The organism is Microbacterium testaceum StLB037 (assembly GCF_008763945.1).
In the GTDB taxonomy this organism is placed as follows: domain Bacteria; phylum Actinomycetota; class Actinomycetes; order Actinomycetales; family Microbacteriaceae; genus Microbacterium; species Microbacterium testaceum_G.
Genome location: NZ_VTQH01000001.1, coordinates 451,940 through 468,997 on the forward strand (window position 1 = coordinate 451,940; position 17,058 = coordinate 468,997).

Here is a 17,058-nt window from a genome sequence, read left to right on the forward strand (position 1 = left end):
GGGGGTCAGGCCACCGCGCCGGCGCGGTAGCCCACGCCGCGCACGGTCGTCACGATGCGCGGGTTGTCGGGATCGGCCTCGATCTTCGCGCGCAGGCGCTGGACGTGCACGTTGACCAGGCGCGTGTCGGCCTTGTAGTGGTAGCCCCACACCTGCTCGAGCAGCATCTCGCGGGAGAACACCTGCTGGGGCTTCTCGGCGAGGGCGACGAGGAGCTCGAACTCGAGCGGGGTCAGGGCGATCGGGGCGTCGCCGCGGCGCACCTCGTGCGCGGCGACGTCGACGACGAGGTCGCCGATGCGCAGCGTCTCGTCGACGGGCGCCTGCACCGGGCGAAGGCGCGTTCGGATACGGGCGACGAGCTCCTTCGGGTTGAAGGGCTTCATGATGTAGTCGTCGGCACCCGACTCGAGTCCCTTGACCACGTCGGCCGTGTCGGTGCGCGCCGTGAGCATGATGATGGGCACGCCGGACTCGGCCCGCACGCGTGTGCAGATCTCGATGCCATCGACGCCGGGCAGCATGAGGTCGAGCAGGATGAGGTCGGGGCGCTCGGTGCGCCAGGCGTCCACCGCTTGCGCTCCGTCGGCGCAGAACACGGTGTCGAATCCCTCGGTGCGCAGCACGATGCCGATCATCTCGGCCAGCGCGGTGTCGTCGTCGACAACCAGGATCCGTGAAGTCATTCGGGTGTACGTCTTCCGTTTCGAAACCCGCTCGGGCACGGGCACTACGCCCCGGGTGGGGGCACGTCCCATCGAGAGTAGTCGACGTGCCTGCACGTCAGGCGTGCGTGTCGGGGGTGTGTGACACGATGAGGACACCGCCATGTGACGAGGAGGGGCCCCACATGACCGCGTACCCGGCTTGGACTCCGGCATCACGCCCGGGCATCGTCCCGCTGCACCCCTTCGGGTTCGGCATGATCCTCGGCCGCTCGTTCACCGCGCTTCGCCACAATCCGAAGGTGCTGCTCGGCTTCGCGCTCGTCGTGCAGGCGGTGGCCTACATCGTCGTGACCGTCGCGATCGGCGGGGTGGCCGTCGCGAGCTTCTCCCGTCTCGACACCGTCGCCCCCGGCAGCGACGACTACGACGCGATCATGGCCGGGTCGGTCGCGATCACCGCCATCACCGCCCTCGTCCTGGGCGTGCTGTCGGGCGCGCTGAGCGTGGTGGTCCAGGGCATCGTCGTGGCCGAGGTCGCCCACGCCGTGGTGGCCGAGAAGCCCTCGCTCCGGGCGGTCTGGGCGCGCGTGCGCCCGGTGTTCTGGCGCCTGATCGGCTACAGCGCACTGACGATCGCCGTGGTCGTCGTCGTGGTCGGAGTGCTGGCGGGCATCGTCGCCCTGCTGGTGATCGCCGCGACCTGGGTCGGCGCCCTCGTCGGAGTGCTGTTCTTCCTCGGGCTCATCCCGCTCTACCTCTGGCTGACGCCGAAGCTGTTCCTCGTGCCCTCGGTCATCATCCTCGAGCGCGCCCCCGTCTTCCGCGCGATCGGCCGCTCGTGGCGGCTGACGCGCGGGCGTTTCTGGTCGACGCTGGGGGTCGTCGTCATCATCGCGGTCGCCTTCAGCGTCGTCGGCCAGATCATCTCGATCCCCCTGGGGCTCATCAGCGGGTTCGTGCCGACGATCATCGCCCCCACGGGCGGCGACGGCGTCGAGGCCGTCGTCGGCTTCGTCGCCCTGCAGGTGGTGGGGCAGTTCGGCATCCTGCTCGTGCAGTGCATCGCACTCGTGGTGCAGTCGACCTCCGCGGTCCTCGTATACGTCGACGCCCGCATGCGTGTCGAGGCGCTCGATCACGACCTCCAGGCGTACGTCGAAGCGCGCGACGGCGGCGCGACCGAGCTGAGCGACCCCTACCTCGTCGGAGTCGGCCGGATCGTCGAGCGCCCCGCTCCCGTCCCCGTCGGAGTCGCCCCCGCGTTCGCGGGCTACGGCCCGCCCGCGGGGTACCCGGGCTACGGGGCGCCGGTGGGATACGCGACGGGCGGGCCCTCTCCCGCACCGCAGAGCCCCGCGGTTCCTCCGGGGCCGCCCACCGCGTCGGCAGTGAGCGAGCCCGCCCCGGTATCGCCCCCGTACGCGGCTCCCGCTCCTGCGGCCGCGCAGACCCACTCCGCTCCGGCCGCCCCGCCCGCGGTCGATCCGCCCCCGGCCCCGCCGTCCGCAACCGACCGGCCGCAGACCACGTGGGCGGCCCCCGGCTCGAACGGCGACGCGTGATCCCTTCCGCTCTGGCGGCGGTCTTCCCGCTGCTGCCCGACCCGGATGAGGCGCGGGAGTGGGCCGAGCGCGAACTGAGCGACCCGACGTATCAGTCGGCGGAGCCCACCCTGCTCGACCGGATCTCTCAGGCGGTGGGGCGCTTCCTCGAAGACCTGCTGCGCATTCCCGACACCTCGGGGTGGGGTCCGTCGGCCCTCGTGGTCCTGGGCATCGTCGTCGTCGCGGCGATCGTGGTCGCGGTCCTCATCTGGGGGCGCCCGCGCCTGTCGACGCGCGCCACGGAACCGGCGCGCGCCCTGTTCGACGACGATGACTCCCGCTCCGCCGACGAGCTGCGCGCCGACGCCGCGGCCGCGGCCGGCCGGAGCGACTGGGACGAGGCGATCGTCCTGCGCTTCCGCGCCGTCGCGCGCGGTCTGACCGAGCGCGGGCTCGTCGACCCGCCCCCGGGCGCCACGGTCCGCGCCTTCGCCCGCGAGACGGCGAGCGCCCTGCCGACGCTGGTCCCCCTGCTCGACCCCGCCGCCGCGACCTTCGATGACGTCCGCTACCTGCGCCGACCGGGCTCCGAGGAGCGCTACCGTGTCGTCGCCGACCTCGACGACGCCGCCGTCCGTGCGCGCGCCGTGCTGGTGGCCCCACGATGAGCGCGACGACGAGGAGCGCTGCCACGAGGAGATCTGCCACGAGTGCTCCGACGACGGCCGGCCCGGTCCGATCCCGGCGCCGGGCCGCGCTCGGGTGGGTCGCCCTGGTGGCGGGTCTCCTGCTGGTCGCCCTGGTGGGCGGCACCCTCGTCTACGGCGGCTACGCCCAGCGCAGCATCCTCGATCCGGAGTCGGCAGGGCCCGAGGGCAGCCGCGCGGTCGTGCGGATTCTCGAGCAGCAGGGCGTGACCGTCACCGTGGCGCGCGACCGCGCCGCCGCCGAGCGGGCTCTCGCGGGAGGCGACGCGACTCTGGTGATGCGGGATGCCCCGATGCTCTCGGACGCGGGACTCCGCGACCTCGCCGGCCGCGCCGCGCACGTGGTCCTCATCGAGCCGCGCTCGCGGGCTCTCGACGTCCTCCTCGACGGCTCGACCCTCGGCGGGTTCGCTTCCGACCTGTCCGCGAGCGCCGCGTGCACCGTTCCCGCCGCCGCGACCGCCGCAACCGCCCGCGTCGGAGAACTGATGCGGCCCGGGGACGGCGTCGACGCGTGCTACCCGGTCGACGGCGACTTCGGTCTGCTGCAGGCGGTCGACGACGACGGTCGGACGGCGACGGCCCTCGACGGTCTCTCCGTCCTCACCAATACGGCGCTGCCTCTCGACGGCGATGCCGCCCTCGCCCTCGGCATCCTCGGCCAGACGCAGTCGCTCGTCTGGTACGTGCCCTCCCTCTCCGATGCCGATCGGGGAACGGCCACTCCCACCCTCGGCGACCTCACTCCCGAGTGGGTGACGCCCGCCATGCTGCTGCTGCTGACGGCGGCTCTCGCCGCCGCCCTCTGGCGCGGACGCCGCTTCGGCCCGCTCGTCGCCGAGCGCCTTCCCGTCACGGTCCGTGCGACCGAGACCACCGAGGGTCGAGCGCGCTTGTACGCCGCGTCGAAAGACGCCTCCCACGCTCTGAACGAGCTGCGCCGCGCCGCCCGCGGGCGCATCGGCCGCCTGCTCGGCCTCACCGCCCGCACTTCGCCGCACGACGTCGCCGATGCCGTCGCACAGCGGCTCGGCGCGGATCGCGCGCGCGTCCGCGGCATCCTCGTCGACGACCTCCCCCGCACCGACCGCGACCTCGTCGCGGCGGCCGACCGTCTCCGCGACCTCGAGGAGAGCGTGCGCGCCGCCGTCCGAACCGAAGGGACCACCCGATGACCGACAGCCCCGAGACCCCCGCAGCCGCGGCCCCCGTGGCGCCCGGCGACGACCACGCCGAGCTGCGCGACGCGATGCACCGCGTGCGCCTCGAGGTCGGCAAGGCCGTCGTCGGGCAGGACGGCACGATCACCGGCTTGCTCATCGCGCTGCTCTCGCGCGGTCACGTGCTGCTGGAGGGCGTCCCCGGTGTCGCGAAGACCCTGCTCGTGCGCTCGTTCAGCCGCGCGCTCGGTCTCGACACCCGCCGCGTGCAGTTCACCCCCGACCTCATGCCGGGGGATGTCACCGGCTCCCTCGTCTACGACGCCCGCGCGGGCAACTTCGAGTTCCGCGCCGGTCCCGTGTTCACGCACGTGCTGCTCGCCGACGAGATCAACCGCACGCCCCCGAAGACCCAGGCGGCGCTGCTGGAGGCGATGGAAGAGCGACAGGTGTCGTCCGACGGCGAGAGCCGCGCGCTGCCCGACCCCTTCCTCGTCGCCGCCACGCAGAATCCCATCGAGCACGAGGGCACGTACACCCTGCCCGAGGCGCAGCTCGACCGCTTCCTCCTCAAGCTCGTCGTCGACCTCCCCGGTCGCGACGCCGAGGTCGACGTGCTGCGCCGCCACGCCTCCGGCTTCGATCCCCGCCGGCTCGACGATGCGGGTGTCGCGCCGGTCGTCACGGCGCCGCAGATCCTCGCGGCGCAGCGGGCCGCGGCATCCGTCGCCGTCGACGACGACCTGCTCGGCTACGTCGTCGACCTCGCCCGCGCGACCCGGCAGAGCCCCTCGGTGCTGGTCGGGGTCAGCCCGCGCGCCTCGACCGGTCTGCTCGCGGCCGCCAAGGCATGGGCGTGGCTGAGCGGCTACCCCGCGATCACCCCCGATCACGTGCAGACCATGCTCGTGCCGGTCTGGCGTCACCGCATCCGCCTGCGTCCCGAGGCGGAGATCGAGGGCGTCTCGGTGGATGCCATCCTGACCTCTGTCCTGCAGCAGACCCGCGTTCCCATCTGATGTTCGTCACCGGCCGTCTCGCTCTGCTCGTCGCCCTCGGCGTCGTGCCCCTGGTGCTGCTCAGCACGGCGGGGCTCTCGGCGTGGGCGGTCGCCGGGGGCTGGGTCGTGCTCTGCGTCGTGCTGGTGGTCGTCGACACGGTGCTCGCGGCCGATCCGCGTCGCGTCGAGATCACGCGCACCCACCCCGAGCGGGCCCTGCGTGACGAACCCGTCGCCGGCGAGCTGCGCGTGCGTAACCTCAACACCCGCCTGTTGCGCGCCCGGGTCCGCGATGCGTGGCAGCCGACCGCCGGGGCGCCCTCCGAACGTCTGCGGCTCACGGTTCCCCCGGGCGAGCGGCGTGGGGTTCCGCTGCCCCTGCGCCCCCGACGCCGGGGAGAGGTGCGCAGCGGCTTCGTCGTCGTGCGGGCAGCCGGTCCCCTGGGGCTGGCGGGGCGCCAGGGCGTCGTCGACGCCCCCGGCCGGATCCGCGTGCTCCCGCCGTTCACCTCGCGTCGGCACCTCCCCTCTCGCCTCGCCCGGCTCCGCGAGCTCGACGGAAACACGAGCCTGCAGGTGCGCGGTCAGGGCACCGAGTTCGACAGCCTGCGCGAGTACGTCCGCGGCGACGACGTGCGCTCGATCGATTGGCGCGCGACGGCCCGAGCGGGCACGACGGTGCTCCGCACCTGGCGCCCCGAGCGTGACCGCCACGTCGTGATCGTGATCGACACCGGGCGCACCGCCGCCGCCCGCGTGGGCGACGGGGTCCGCCTCGACGCCGCGATGGAGGCGGCCCTCCTGCTGTCGGTGCTGGCGGCGCGGGCGGGCGATCACGTCCACCTGCTGATGTTCGACCGCGTCGCCCGCGCCCGCGTGACGCGCGTCGACGGCACGCAGCTCCTGCCCGCGCTGGTCGACGCGATGGCCCCGGTCGACCCCCAGCTGATCGACACCGACTGGGATGCCGCTCTCGCGCACGTCCGCGGATTCACCGTGCGCCCGGCCCTGGTCGTGCTGCTCACCGCGGCCGACGACCCCGAAGCGGCCCGCGCGTTCCTCGCCTCGCTGCCGGCCGTGGCCGCGCGGTCACGTCTGCTCGTGGCCACCGCCACCGACGGGCCGGGCGAGATCCCCGTCCACCGCGATGCCTCCGACGTCTACGCCGCCGCGGCCGTCGAACGCGCCCGGCACGACGCCGACCGGGTGGCCGCGGCGATCGTGCGCGCCGGGGGCGACGCGGTGTCGGCCTCGGCCGACGACCTGCCGCCGCTCGTGGCCGACCGATACCTCGCCCTGAAAGCGGCCGGGCGGCTGTAGCACACCGCTTCCCCATGCAGCCCGCGACATATCTCGCGGCTTATCCTGGGGGGTACCCTTTCCAGCCGTCGATGCGTCCCCTCCGCGCCCGGCTGCGCCGTCTACGCACAGGATGCGGGAGATCTCTTGCCAGGTAACGCCACCACGCACTTCGACGATGTGGCCCTCGTTTCGGTGGCGAGCGTCTTGCCCAGCCGCGTCACGACGTCGGACGACATCGAGGAGCGCCTCGCCCCGGCGCTGAAGCGACTCAAGCTCAAGCCGGGTCTGCTTCGCCGCGTCGCCGGCGTCACCGAGCGTCGCAACTGGGCGGAGGGCGAGTCCTCCGACGAGGCCACCATCTCCGCGGGGAAGCAGGCCCTCGCCGAGGCGGGCGTCGACCCGAGCGAGATCGGGCTCATCATCAACACCTCGGTGACCCGCAAGCACCTCGAGCCCTCGGTCGCCGTGCGCCTGCACCACGGCCTGGGCCTGCCGAGCTCGGCGATCAACTTCGACGTCGCCAACGCGTGCCTCGGCTTCATCAACGGCATGAGCCTCGCCGCGGGCATGATCCAGTCGGGCCAGGTCAAATACGCCCTGATCGTCAACGGCGAGGATGCCGACGAGATCCAGGTGAACACCATCAACCGCCTCGTGCGCGAAGACCTCGACCGCGACGCCTTCATGCAGGAGTTCGCCTCCCTCACCCTCGGTTCGGGCGCGGCCGCCGCGGTCCTCGGCCGCGCGAGCGACCACCCCGAGGGGCACCGCATCGTGGGCGGCGTCACGCGCGCCGCGACGCAGTTCTACGACCTGTGCGTCGGTAGCGTCGACGGGATGTTCACCGACGCCAAGGCCCTGCTCAAGGGCGGCCTCGACCTCGTCGTCTCGGCCTGGAAAGAGGCCAAGGACGAGTTCTCGTGGACCGGCATGGACCGCTACATCACCCACCAGGTCTCGTCGGTGCACACCTCGGCCATCGTCCGCGCCGCCAAGCTCGACCGCGATCTGGTGCCGGTGACATACCCCACCCTCGGCAACGTCGGTCCCGCTTCGATTCCGATCACCCTCGCCGCCGAGCAGAAGACGCTGCGCCGAGGTGATCGCGTCCTCCTGATGGGAGTGGGTTCCGGCCTGAACACCGGGATGCTGGAGCTGGCCTGGTGAGCTTCCCCCGCGTCACGGGAGCGCAGGCCACTCTTCCCCCCGCGGGCCTGCCCGGGCTCGATCCGGCCCTGTCACGCCTCGTGGGCGTCGACGGCGTCCTCGCCGACGCGGGGGCGACGCGCCTCTGGCACGTCCTCGACACCGGCGACGCTCTCGCCGAACGCGGCCTCGAACCGCTCGGCACCATCGTCGCCGTGCACGGCAACCCCACGTGGTCGTACCTGTGGCGCGCCCTCGTGAACGCCTCGCTGGCGCGGGCCGAGGCCGGAGCGGCCGTCTGGCGCGTGGTCGCCGTCGACCAGCTCGAGATGGGCTTCTCGGAGCGCTCGTCGTTGCGGCGCACCCTGGCCCAGCGCATCGCCGACCTGGATGCTCTCGTCGGGGGTCTCGGCATCCGGGGTCCGATCGTGACCATCGGTCACGACTGGGGCGGACCGGTCTCGCTCGGCTGGGCCGTCGAGCACCGCGACCGCCTCGCCGCGGTGATCGCCCTCAACACCGCCGTGCACCACCCCGACGGGGCCGCGCTCCCGTTCGCCCTGCGCGTCGCGACCGCCCGCGGCATGCTCGCGGCGGGCACCACGGGCACCACGGCCTTCCTCGACACCACCCTGGCGCTGGCCGAGCTCGACCCCGCGGTGAAGGCGGCGTTCCGCGCGCCGTACGCGACCGTCGCCCGCCGCCGCGGCATCGGCGGTTTCGTCGCCGACATCCCCGCGACACCCGACCACGAGAGCACCCCGGCCCTGCACCGCATGTCGTCGGGGCTGCGCGAGCTCGAGGTGCCGGCCCTGCTGCTGCGCGGTCCGAAGGACCCCGTGTTCGGCGAGGACCACCTCGACGACCTCACCGATCGACTTCCGCACGCCGACGTCCACCGTTTCGAGGGCGCCGGACACCTCATCGCCGAGGAGCGTCCCTACGCCGACGTCGTGCTCGATTGGCTCGACGAGAAGGTCGTGGATGCCGTGACGCCCGCGACCCGTTCGCGTCGCGCCGCCGCCGCGAAGCACGCCGCCGCCGAGACCGCACCCGAGGCTGCCGACGCGCCCTCCGGCCACCTGTGGGACGCCCTCGACGCCCGCCGCGACGACGACGACACCGCCGTCATCGACATGACCACGGCCCGCGACGGAGAACCGCTGCGCGTGAGCTGGCGCCAGCTGTCCGCCCGCGTCGACGAGATCGCCGCGGGTCTCGACGCCTTCGGCGTGCGCGCGGGCGACCGCGTGTCGCTGCTCGTCCAGCCCGGCCCCACGCTCACCGCGGCCCTGTACGCGTGTCTGCGCATCGGCGCCGTGGTCGTCGTGGCCGATCGGGGTCTCGGCATCCGGGGTCTGTCCCGTGCCGTGCGCGGAGCGGTCCCCGACGTCGTCATCGGCGAGGTCGCCGGTCTCGCCGCCGCACGCGCCCTCGGGTGGCCGGGCCGACGGATCTCCGCCGCGAACCTGCCCGCCGTCACCTCACGCGCCCTCGGCGTCGAGGCGAGCCTGTCCGACCTCGCTCGCGCCGGGCGCGGTCGTGCGCTGCCCGCTCCTCCCGCCGCGGATGCCGAGGCCGCGGTGCTGTTCACCTCGGGCTCGACGGGACCGGCCAAGGGCGTCGTGTACACGCACGCCCAGCTCACCGCGCTGCGCGACACCCTCGCGGCGCACTTCGGCGTCACCGCCGAGACGGGTCTGGTCACCGGCTTCGCCCCCTTCGCCCTGCTGGGGCCGGCGCTGGGCACGCGCTCCGCAACGCCCGACATGGACGTCTCCGCCCCGCGCACCCTGACCGCCGCCGCCGTGGCCGCGGCCGTCCGCGCCTCGGACGCGCGGATCGTGTTCCTCTCGCCCGCGGCCGTGTCGAACGTCGTCGCGACGGCCGCGACGCTCACCGACGACGACCGCGCCGCGCTCGCACGCGTCGAGACGTTCCTGTCGACCGGCGCTCCGGTGAGCATCGAGCTCCTCCGCCGCGCGCAGGAGCTGATGCCGAACGCGACGGCCCACACGCCCTACGGCATGACCGAGTGCTTGCTCGTCGCCGACGTCACCCTGCCCGAGATCGAGCAGGCCCGGGGCGATCGCGGCGTATGCGTCGGCCGCCCGCTCGGCACCGGCCAGGTGCGCATCTCGGCGATCGACGCCGCGGGTCGCGCCTCCGGCGAGCCGTCGAAGGAGCCGGGAATCACCGGCGAGGTCGTCATCTCGGCGCCGCACCTCAAGCGCGGATACTTCCGCCTCTACCTCACCGACCGGGAGGCACGGCGCGGTCTTCCCGACCGCTGGCACCGCACCGGAGACGTCGGCCACCTCGACGACGACGGACGCCTCTGGATCGAGGGGCGCCTCCCCCACGTCATCACCACCGCCGACGGCCCCGTCACCCCGGTGGGCATCGAGCAGGACGTCGAGGCCGTGCCCGCCATCGAGCGCGCCGCCGCTGTCGGCGTGGGCCCGGTGGGCGGCCAGGTCGTGGTCGCGGTCGTCGAGGCGGGCGTCCGGCGCCCGGGCCTGGCATCCCCCGATCTGACCGAACAGGTGCGCCGGGCGACGACGCAACGACTGGCCGCGGTGCTCGCGGTGCCGTCGTTGCCGACCGACATCCGCCACAACTCCAAGATCGACCGCTCGCGCCTGGCCGCCTGGGCCGAGCGCGTGCTGGCCGGAGAGAAACCGACGGCGCCGTGAGGGTCCTCGCCACCGGATCGTCCGGGTTCCTCGGTCGCGCCGTCGTGCGCGCCCTGCAGGACGCCGGTCACCACGTCCGCACCCTGCAGCGCCGCCCCTCGGGTGTGGACGGAGCCGAGGACCGGCAGGGTTCGGTCACGGATCCGGATGCCGTGGCCGCCGCCCTCGAGGGGATCGACGGCGTCGTGCACCTCGCGGCGAAGGTCTCGCTGGCCGGCGACCCCGCGCAGTTCCACGCCGTGAACGTCGAGGGCACGCGCATCCTGCTCGATGCCGCCGCCGCCGCCGCCGTCACGCGCGTCGTCCACGTCTCGTCGCCCTCGGTCGCGCACGCCGGTCATGCCCTGGCGGGGGTGGGGGCCGAGCCCGCGGATCCGGATGCCGCGCGCGGCGAATACGCCCGCACGAAGGCCCAGGCCGAACTGCTCGCGCTCTCCCGCGCGACGGGCGACACCGCCCTGGTCGCGATCCGCCCGCACCTCGTCTGGGGCCCGGGCGACACGCAACTCATCGAGCGCGTCGTCGCCCGCGCCCGCCGGGGCACGCTCCCCCTGCTGGACGGCGGCACGGCGCTCATCGACTCCACGTTCGTCGACAACGCGGCATCCGGGATCGTCGCCGCCCTCCATCGCGTCGACGAGGTCAGCGGTCGCGCGTACGTGTTGACCAACGGCGAACCGCGGCCGGTCGGCGACCTTCTCGCCGGGATCTGCCGCGCCTCGGGCGTGACCCCTCCGCGCTTCAGCGTGCCCGCGGGGGTGGCCAAGGCCGCGGGATCGCTGATCGAGCGGGTGTGGGCCGTGCGCCCGGGGCAGGACGAACCGCCCATGACCCGCTTCCTCGCCGAGCAGCTGTCGACCGCGCACTGGTTCGACCAGACCGAGATCCGCCGCGACCTGCGGTGGACGCCGGCGGTGTCGATCGACGAGGGCCTGCGCCGCCTGTCGCGAGCCTGAGCCGCGGCATCCGCCCCTCAGCGGCCATGAAGCCGCCGCGCTCGGCATGCGGGCGCAACGCAGGACTTCCGTCGGCGATGCGGCCGCCACGGCCGGTCCGGCCACCTCGGAGCGTGGAAGTCCTGCGTCGTGTCCGCGCGGGCGGCTTCCGCAGACGCGGAAGGCCCGCCCCCCGCAGAGGGGACGGGCCTTCCGTATGGCGCGGCTCAGACCAGGTCGAACCGGTCGAGCTCGGTGACCTTGCGCCACGCGGCGACGAAGTCGCGCACGAACTTCTCCTTGGCGTCGTCGGAGGCGTAGACCTCGGCGAGCGCACGCAGCTCGGAGTTCGACGAGAACACCAGGTCCACGCGGGTGCCGATGCCGACCTTCTCGCCCGAGCCGTCCTTGGTGCCCTCGAACGCGTGCTTGCCGCTGTCGAGCGGCTTCCACGTCGTGCCGAGGTCGAGGAGGTTCACGAAGACGTCGTTGGTCAGGGCACCGGGGGTGTCGGTGAACACACCCCAGTCGCTGCCGTCCCAGTTCGCCCCGATCGCGCGCAGACCGCCGACCAGCACCGTCATCTCGGGCGCCGTGAGCGTGAGCAAGTTCGCCTTGTCGAGCAGCAGGAACTCCGCGGGCAGGCGCGCCTCGCGCGAGGCGTAGTTGCGGAAGCCGTCGGCGATCGGCTCGAGCCAGCGGAACGACTCGATCTCGGTCTGCTCCTGCGAGGCGTCGGTGCGGCCCGGGGTGAAGGGCACCTCGACCTCGACGCCGCCGGCGAGGGCGGCCTGCTCGACACCGGCGTTGCCCGCGAGCACGAGCAGGTCGGCGATCGAGACCTTCTTGCCGTCCTGCGCCTGCGCGTCGAACTCGGCCTTGATCTTCTCGAGGACATCGAGGACGGATGCCAGCTGCTCGGGGTTGTTGACCGTCCAGCTCTTCTGCGGCTCGAGGCGGATGCGCGCGCCGTTCACACCACCGCGCTTGTCGCTGCCGCGGAAGGTCGAGGCGGCGGCCCAGGTGGTGGTGACCAGCTGCTGCACCGACAGACCGCTGTCGAGGATCTGCTGCTTGAGGGCAGCGGCATCCGTCTCATCGATCAGCGTGTGGTCGACCGCGGGCACGGGGTCCTGCCAGACGAGCACCTCGGCGGGCACCTCGGCGCCGAGGTAGCGCTCGCGCGGGCCCATGTCGCGGTGGGTGAGCTTGAACCAGGCGCGGGCGAAGGCGTCCTGGAAGGCGGCCGGGTCCTCGGCGAAGCGACGCGAGATCTTCTCGTACGCCGGGTCGACGCGCAACGCCAGGTCGCTCGTGAGCATGCGGGGCTCGCGGCGGCCGTCGGAGTGCGCCTCGGGGACCATGTCGGCTCCCCCGCCGTTCTTGGGGCGCCACTGGTGCGCACCCGCGGGGCTCTGGAAGAGCTCCCACTCGTAGGCGAAGAGGATGTGGAAGAACTCGTTGTCCCAGCGGGTCGGGTGGTAGGTCCACGTGACCTCGAGGCCGCTGGTGATGGTGTCGTCGCCCTTGCCGGTGCCGTGGCTGTTCTTCCAGCCCAGGCCCTGGTCGTTGATGTCGGCGGCCTCGGGGTTGGCGCCCACGTGGGAGTCGCTCGCGGCGCCGTGCGTCTTGCCGAAGGTGTGGCCGCCGGCGATGAGGGCGACGGTCTCCTCGTCGTTCATGGCCATGCGGCCGAACGTCTCGCGGATGTCGTGGGCCGACAGCTGCGGGTCGGGGTTGCCGTTGGGGCCCTCGGGGTTGACGTAGATGAGGCCCATCTGCACCGCGGCGAGCGGCTTCTCGAGCTCGCGGTTGCCGGTGTAGCGCTCGTCGCCGAGCCACGTGGTCTCGGGGCCCCAGTACACGTCGTCGTCGGGCTCCCACACGTCGGTGCGGCCGCCGGCGAAGCCGAAGGTGGGGAAGCCCATGTCCTCGAGAGCGACGTTGCCGGCGAGGATCATCAGGTCGGCCCACGAGATCGACTGGCCGTACTTCTTCTTGACGGGCCAGAGCAGACGGCGGGCCTTGTCGAGGTTGACGTTGTCGGGCCAGCTGTTCAGCGGGGCGAAGCGCTGCATGCCCGCGCCCGAGCCGCCGCGGCCGTCGGTCACGCGGTAGGTGCCGGCGCTGTGCCAGGCCATGCGGATCATGAGGGGGCCGTAGTGGCCGAAGTCGGCGGGCCACCAGTCCTGCGACGTCGTCATCACCTCCTTGAGGTCGCGCTTGACGGCGTCGAGGTCGAGCGCTTCGAAGGCGGCCTTGTAGTCGAAGCCCTCGTCGAGCGGGTCGCGCAGGGCGTTGTTCTTCGCGAGGATCTTGACGTTCAGGCTCTCGGGCCACCACACGCGGTTGGCGGAACCCTGCGTGGGGTGCGGGAGCGCGCCCGCGGGCTCGCTGTCCGCGGGGGCTTCTCCCACGGGCAGTCGGTTGTCGTCGGGGGCGGCGCCGTCGTGGAAGACGGGGCATCCGTTCAGAGTGTCGCTCATCGGGATCCTCTCGGTGTTTCGGCTTCGGACTTCGCTCGACAATCGGAGCACACGCCCCAGAACGTCACTTCAGCGGTCTCTATGAGAAAGCCGCTGCCCTCCGGCATGTGCAGGCACGGGGCCGCCCCGACGACGCAGTCCACGTCGTCGATGCGTCCGCACCCGGTGCACACCACGTGGTGATGGTTGTCGCCCACCCGCAGCTCGAACGTGCCGGCGTGACCGGCCGGTTCGATGCGGCGCGCAAGGCCCGCGTCGGCGAAGTCGCCGAGCGCGTTGTACACCGATTGCTTGCTCGTTCCGGGGAGGGAGCCGACGATTCCGTCGTAGACGGCGTCGGCGGTGGCGTGCGGCCGGGCGCGCAGGGCCTCGAGCACGGCGACGCGCGTCGCCGTGACCCGCAGACCCGCACCGCGGATGAGGGCATCCGCGGCGGCATCCGGCTGACTGTCGAGCATGCGGCCAGCTTAGCTAGTTTTGAGTGAATCAAAAATGACACGCCGGGAAACGGACGGGAACCTCGGGCGCGATTCACCTAAGCGAGCGGATGCCGTCACCCCGCCGTGAGCGTGGGAGTCCCCGCCTCGTACTCGGTGAGGTCGCCGGTCTCGCCCGCACGGGCAGCGCGGCCCCCGACCCACAGCATGTAGAACAGGAACACCCCGAGGGCGGCGGCACCGATCGCGATCTTGATCTGCCACGGCCATTCCCGCGGGGTCACGAACCCCTCGACGATTCCCGAGAGCGCGAGGGCGAAGACGAGTCCCACCGCCACCGTCGCGAGCGATCGACCCGCCGCGGCGAGCGCCTCGGCCCGCGAGCGCCGCCCCGGAGCGACCCACGCCCAGAAGATCTGCATCCCCGCCGCTCCCGCGACGAAGATCGCGGTGAGCTCGAGCAGACCGTGCGGGAGGATGAACTGGAAGAACAGGTCGCCGCGGTCGAACGAGAACATGATCGCCGCCGATGTTCCCACCCCGATGGCGTTCTGCATCATCACCGCGAGCGGCCAGATCCCCGTGACCCCGAACAGGACGCACTGCGCCGCGATCCATGCGTTGTTCGTCCACACCGACCCGGCGAAGATCGCGTTCGGGTTCTCGCGGTAGTAGTTCACGAACTGCTCGTCGGCGTAGTTCTGCAGCTGGCTCTCCTGCCCCAGGGCCGCCACGGCCGCGGGATTTCCCGAGATCCACAGGGCGACGAGGGTCGTCACGACCAGGAACCCGATCGTGACGGCCAAGGTGCTCCACCGCACGCGGTACAGCGCCGCCGGAAGCTGCAACAGGAAGAACCGCGGCAGCTGCTTCAGCACGTTGTCGCGCACGCCGGTGAGCCGCAGGCGCGTGCGCGCAAGCAGGATCGAGACGTGGTCGCCCTCGGGGGTGCGCCCGGCCGAGGTCTTGATGTCGGCGAGATCGGCCGAGGCCGCGCGATAGCGGGTGACGAGCTCGTCGACCTCGGGGCCGGTCAGGTGTCTGCGGCGACCCAGGTCGTCGAGCCGCGCCCACTCGTCGCGCCGGGCGGCCGTGAGGGCGTCGAGGTCCATGTGGTCAACTGTACGCATGGCTTCCTCGTCGACCCCCGCTCCCGCGGTCGCCCTCGTGCACACGGACGCCGACGAGACACTCACCGGAGAGGCCGTCGCCCTCGACGTCCAACCCGTGGGCTTCTTCCTCCGCGCCGTCGGCGCTCTCATCGACGTCCTCGTCGGCGTCGCGCTGCTGATCGGCGGCGCGGTGCTGCTGACCTCGATGGTCGGCGCTGGCACGCTGCCGGAATCCGCGATCCGCATCGGCGTCATCGCCCTGCTCGTGCTCGTGACGGTCGCCGTTCCCACCACGGTCGAGACGCTGTCGCGCGGCCGCAGCCTCGGCCGCCTCGCGGTGGGGGCTCGCATCGTGCGCACCGACGGGGGCGCCGCGGGCTTCCGCCAGGCGCTCATCCGGTCGCTCACCGGGGTGCTCGAGGTGTGGTTCACCCTCGGCGCGATCGCGGCGGTGGTCGGGATGTTCACCCCCCGGGCTCAGCGGCTGGGCGACCTGCTGGCCGGTACCGCGAGCGAGCGCACGCGGACGCGCCGACTCCTCCCGCCCGCTCCGGGCCTTCCCGCGGGCTGGGAGTCCTGGGCCGCGGTCGCCGACGTCTCGCGCCTGCCCGACCGGCTGGCGGCGCGCGTGGCGCAATTCGTACGCGGGGCCGAGGCGCTCGAGCCCGCCGCGCGCCTGCGGGTCGCGGCATCCCTCGCCGAGGCGGTCCGCCCCTTCGTCTCACCGATCCCCGCGTCGGACGACGAGGCGCTCGTGCGCGCGGTGGCGTCGGTGCGCCGGGATCGCGAGTACCGCGCCCTGATGCTCGAGAACGAGCGGGCAGCAGCTCTCACCGAGAAGGCGTGAGTCGCCCGACGGGGACGCACGGCCGGAGGGCACTCACGCCCGAGAGGTCGGCGCCTCAGGTGCGCAGGGTCTCGTGCCGCACGACGACCCAGCCCTTCGGGACCGACAGCCGGTCGGCGTGGATGGCGCAGAGGTCGTGCGCGTGCGGGTCGCCCGCGGGACCGAGGGGGCCCAAGGCCGCCATCTGGTCGCCGTAGTCGTAGGTGAGGGTGCTCATCGCCTCGCGGGCGCATCCCACCTTCGAGCAGAGTCTGTCGCGCATCGCCCGTCAGCCTAGTCAGCCCCTCCGACACCGCCTCGACGCCGCGCCGCCGGATCCCGGATGCCGGCACCCCGGCGCCGCACGAGAGCCGCTGCCCTCCCCCGCGACGCGCTCCCCCGCGCCGCGGGGACGACCGTGCCGCCGCGGACGACCCGGGCCGGGCCCGCCCGTGCACAACGGAGGGCGGATGCCGCGCCACGCCGCCTGACGTCCCCGACAAGCGGCGTGTCGGCCGCCGGCCCCGCCGTTGTGCGCGCCCCTGCCGCACCCCGCACTCCCGCGCCCCGCCCACCGCCCCCTCGAACGTAGGATGGGGCCATGATGCGTCGCCGATCCCGGGAAGCGCGACCGGTGGTCCGCCCCTCACGGCACGGCCGTCACGGTCGCGAGAATCGCAGTCCCGTCGTACGCCCGCCGCTTCCCCCGATCGACACGCGCGTCGAGCGTTTCGACATCGCGGTCGGCGCCGCAGCCGAGTTCCTGCGCTCCGCCTGGAGCGATCTGCGCGAGGTGTCGTTCGAGATCGGCATCATGCCCCCGGCTGCGGCCGACGGCATCCCGCGATGGACGGTCCTGCGCGACGAAAAGCGCATCATCCTGTACCGCGTTCCCATCGAGCGCCTGGGCCACCCCCACCACGACGACGACCTGCACCGTCGCATGATGATCGAGGGCGCGGTCTTCCGCGCGGCGGCCGAGTACCTCGACCGCGACCCGTGGGACCTCGGTCCCGAGCGGTTCCGCTTCTTCTGATCC

Annotated in this window: 15 protein-coding genes; 10 read left to right on the forward strand and 5 right to left on the reverse strand. The window is 73.0% G+C overall.

Features of this window, described 5'->3' with window-relative positions:
• Positions 1-5: 5 nt before the first annotated feature.
• A complete protein-coding gene (gene mtrA, locus F9B98_RS02195) occupies positions 6-686 on the reverse strand; it encodes an MtrAB system response regulator MtrA (RefSeq protein ID WP_136586990.1) in 681 nt (226 codons plus the stop codon).
• A 164-nt stretch (positions 687-850) separates the two neighbouring features.
• On the opposite strand from mtrA, the gene F9B98_RS02200 reads away from it, so the two are divergent.
• The 8 genes from F9B98_RS02200 (at position 851) to F9B98_RS02235 (ending at position 11,179) form a co-directional block, all read left to right on the forward strand.
• On the forward strand, positions 851-2,230 hold the full coding sequence (locus F9B98_RS02200) for a glycerophosphoryl diester phosphodiesterase membrane domain-containing protein (protein ID WP_150952242.1): 1,380 nt from the start codon (positions 851-853) through the stop codon (positions 2,228-2,230).
• Positions 2,227-2,880, forward strand: coding sequence for a DUF4129 domain-containing protein (locus tag F9B98_RS02205; RefSeq protein WP_150952244.1), 654 nt, complete (start codon positions 2,227-2,229; stop codon positions 2,878-2,880). Before F9B98_RS02200 ends, F9B98_RS02205 begins: the two co-directional genes overlap by 4 nt.
• Before the next feature lie 107 nt (positions 2,881-2,987).
• Positions 2,988-4,094, forward strand: coding sequence for a DUF4350 domain-containing protein (locus F9B98_RS02210; protein WP_225310191.1), 1,107 nt, complete (start codon positions 2,988-2,990; stop codon positions 4,092-4,094).
• Positions 4,091-5,098, forward strand: a complete 1,008-nt coding sequence (locus F9B98_RS02215; protein ID WP_150952249.1) for an AAA family ATPase — start codon at positions 4,091-4,093, stop codon at positions 5,096-5,098. Before F9B98_RS02210 ends, F9B98_RS02215 begins: the two co-directional genes overlap by 4 nt.
• The gene (locus F9B98_RS02220) at positions 5,098-6,399 is read left to right on the forward strand and encodes a DUF58 domain-containing protein (protein ID WP_150952253.1); all 1,302 of its coding nucleotides are present in this window, start codon (positions 5,098-5,100) and stop codon (positions 6,397-6,399) included. Before F9B98_RS02215 ends, F9B98_RS02220 begins: the two co-directional genes overlap by 1 nt.
• A 126-nt stretch (positions 6,400-6,525) precedes the next feature.
• A complete protein-coding gene (locus F9B98_RS02225; protein WP_150952255.1) occupies positions 6,526-7,548 on the forward strand; it encodes a 3-oxoacyl-ACP synthase III in 1,023 nt (340 codons plus the stop codon).
• A complete protein-coding gene (locus F9B98_RS02230) occupies positions 7,545-10,223 on the forward strand; it encodes an alpha/beta fold hydrolase (RefSeq protein WP_150952258.1) in 2,679 nt (892 codons plus the stop codon). Before F9B98_RS02225 ends, F9B98_RS02230 begins: the two co-directional genes overlap by 4 nt.
• On the forward strand, positions 10,220-11,179 hold the full coding sequence (locus tag F9B98_RS02235; RefSeq protein ID WP_150952261.1) for an NAD-dependent epimerase/dehydratase family protein: 960 nt from the start codon (positions 10,220-10,222) through the stop codon (positions 11,177-11,179). Before F9B98_RS02230 ends, F9B98_RS02235 begins: the two co-directional genes overlap by 4 nt.
• A gap of 206 nt (positions 11,180-11,385) precedes the next feature.
• On the opposite strand, the gene katG is transcribed toward F9B98_RS02235, so the two are convergent.
• The 3 genes from katG to F9B98_RS02250 form a co-directional block, all read right to left on the reverse strand.
• Positions 11,386-13,644 carry a catalase/peroxidase HPI gene (gene katG / locus F9B98_RS02240; protein WP_150952265.1) on the reverse strand — a complete coding sequence of 753 codons (2,259 nt, stop codon included), beginning with the start codon at positions 13,642-13,644 and terminating at the stop codon, positions 11,386-11,388.
• A complete protein-coding gene (locus F9B98_RS02245) occupies positions 13,641-14,102 on the reverse strand; it encodes a Fur family transcriptional regulator (protein WP_150952269.1) in 462 nt (153 codons plus the stop codon). Before F9B98_RS02245 ends, katG begins: the two co-directional genes overlap by 4 nt.
• Positions 14,103-14,197: 95 nt before the next feature.
• Positions 14,198-15,193: a stage II sporulation protein M gene (locus F9B98_RS02250; RefSeq protein ID WP_150952272.1), complete on the reverse strand. Its 996-nt coding sequence runs from the start codon at positions 15,191-15,193 to the stop codon at positions 14,198-14,200.
• Positions 15,194-15,209: 16 nt separating this feature from the next.
• On the opposite strand from F9B98_RS02250, the gene F9B98_RS02255 reads away from it, so the two are divergent.
• The gene (locus F9B98_RS02255; protein ID WP_150952274.1) at positions 15,210-16,040 is read left to right on the forward strand and encodes an RDD family protein; all 831 of its coding nucleotides are present in this window, start codon (positions 15,210-15,212) and stop codon (positions 16,038-16,040) included.
• A 55-nt stretch (positions 16,041-16,095) separates the two neighbouring features.
• Here F9B98_RS02255 and F9B98_RS02260 read toward each other — a convergent pair whose 3' ends face one another.
• Entirely contained in the window at positions 16,096-16,302 is a 207-nt protein-coding gene (locus tag F9B98_RS02260; protein ID WP_103206488.1) for a DUF3499 family protein, read from the reverse strand.
• 321 nt (positions 16,303-16,623) lie between these two features.
• On the opposite strand from F9B98_RS02260, the gene F9B98_RS02265 reads away from it, so the two are divergent.
• A complete protein-coding gene (locus tag F9B98_RS02265) occupies positions 16,624-17,055 on the forward strand; it encodes a hypothetical protein (protein WP_191966730.1) in 432 nt (143 codons plus the stop codon).
• The last annotated feature ends 3 nt before the right edge of the window (positions 17,056-17,058 follow it).

What these genes read in the sequence shown, in the direction of transcription:
- mtrA (WP_136586990.1), bottom strand. Translation starts at nt 686, where the DNA reads ATGACTTCACGGATCCTGGTTGTCGACGACGACACCGCGCTGGCCGAG.
- F9B98_RS02200 (WP_150952242.1), top strand. Translation starts at nt 851, where the DNA reads ATGACCGCGTACCCGGCTTGGACTCCGGCATCACGCCCGGGCATCGTC.
- F9B98_RS02215 (WP_150952249.1), top strand. Translation starts at nt 4,091, where the DNA reads ATGACCGACAGCCCCGAGACCCCCGCAGCCGCGGCCCCCGTGGCGCCC.
- F9B98_RS02220 (WP_150952253.1), top strand. Translation starts at nt 5,098, where the DNA reads ATGTTCGTCACCGGCCGTCTCGCTCTGCTCGTCGCCCTCGGCGTCGTG.
- katG (WP_150952265.1), bottom strand. Translation starts at nt 13,644, where the DNA reads ATGAGCGACACTCTGAACGGATGCCCCGTCTTCCACGACGGCGCCGCC.
- F9B98_RS02245 (WP_150952269.1), bottom strand. Translation starts at nt 14,102, where the DNA reads ATGCTCGACAGTCAGCCGGATGCCGCCGCGGATGCCCTCATCCGCGGT.
- F9B98_RS02250 (WP_150952272.1), bottom strand. Translation starts at nt 15,193, where the DNA reads ATGGACCTCGACGCCCTCACGGCCGCCCGGCGCGACGAGTGGGCGCGG.
- F9B98_RS02255 (WP_150952274.1), top strand. Translation starts at nt 15,210, where the DNA reads ATGGCTTCCTCGTCGACCCCCGCTCCCGCGGTCGCCCTCGTGCACACG.
- F9B98_RS02260 (WP_103206488.1), bottom strand. Translation starts at nt 16,302, where the DNA reads ATGCGCGACAGACTCTGCTCGAAGGTGGGATGCGCCCGCGAGGCGATG.
- F9B98_RS02265 (WP_191966730.1), top strand. Translation starts at nt 16,624, where the DNA reads ATGCGTCGCCGATCCCGGGAAGCGCGACCGGTGGTCCGCCCCTCACGG.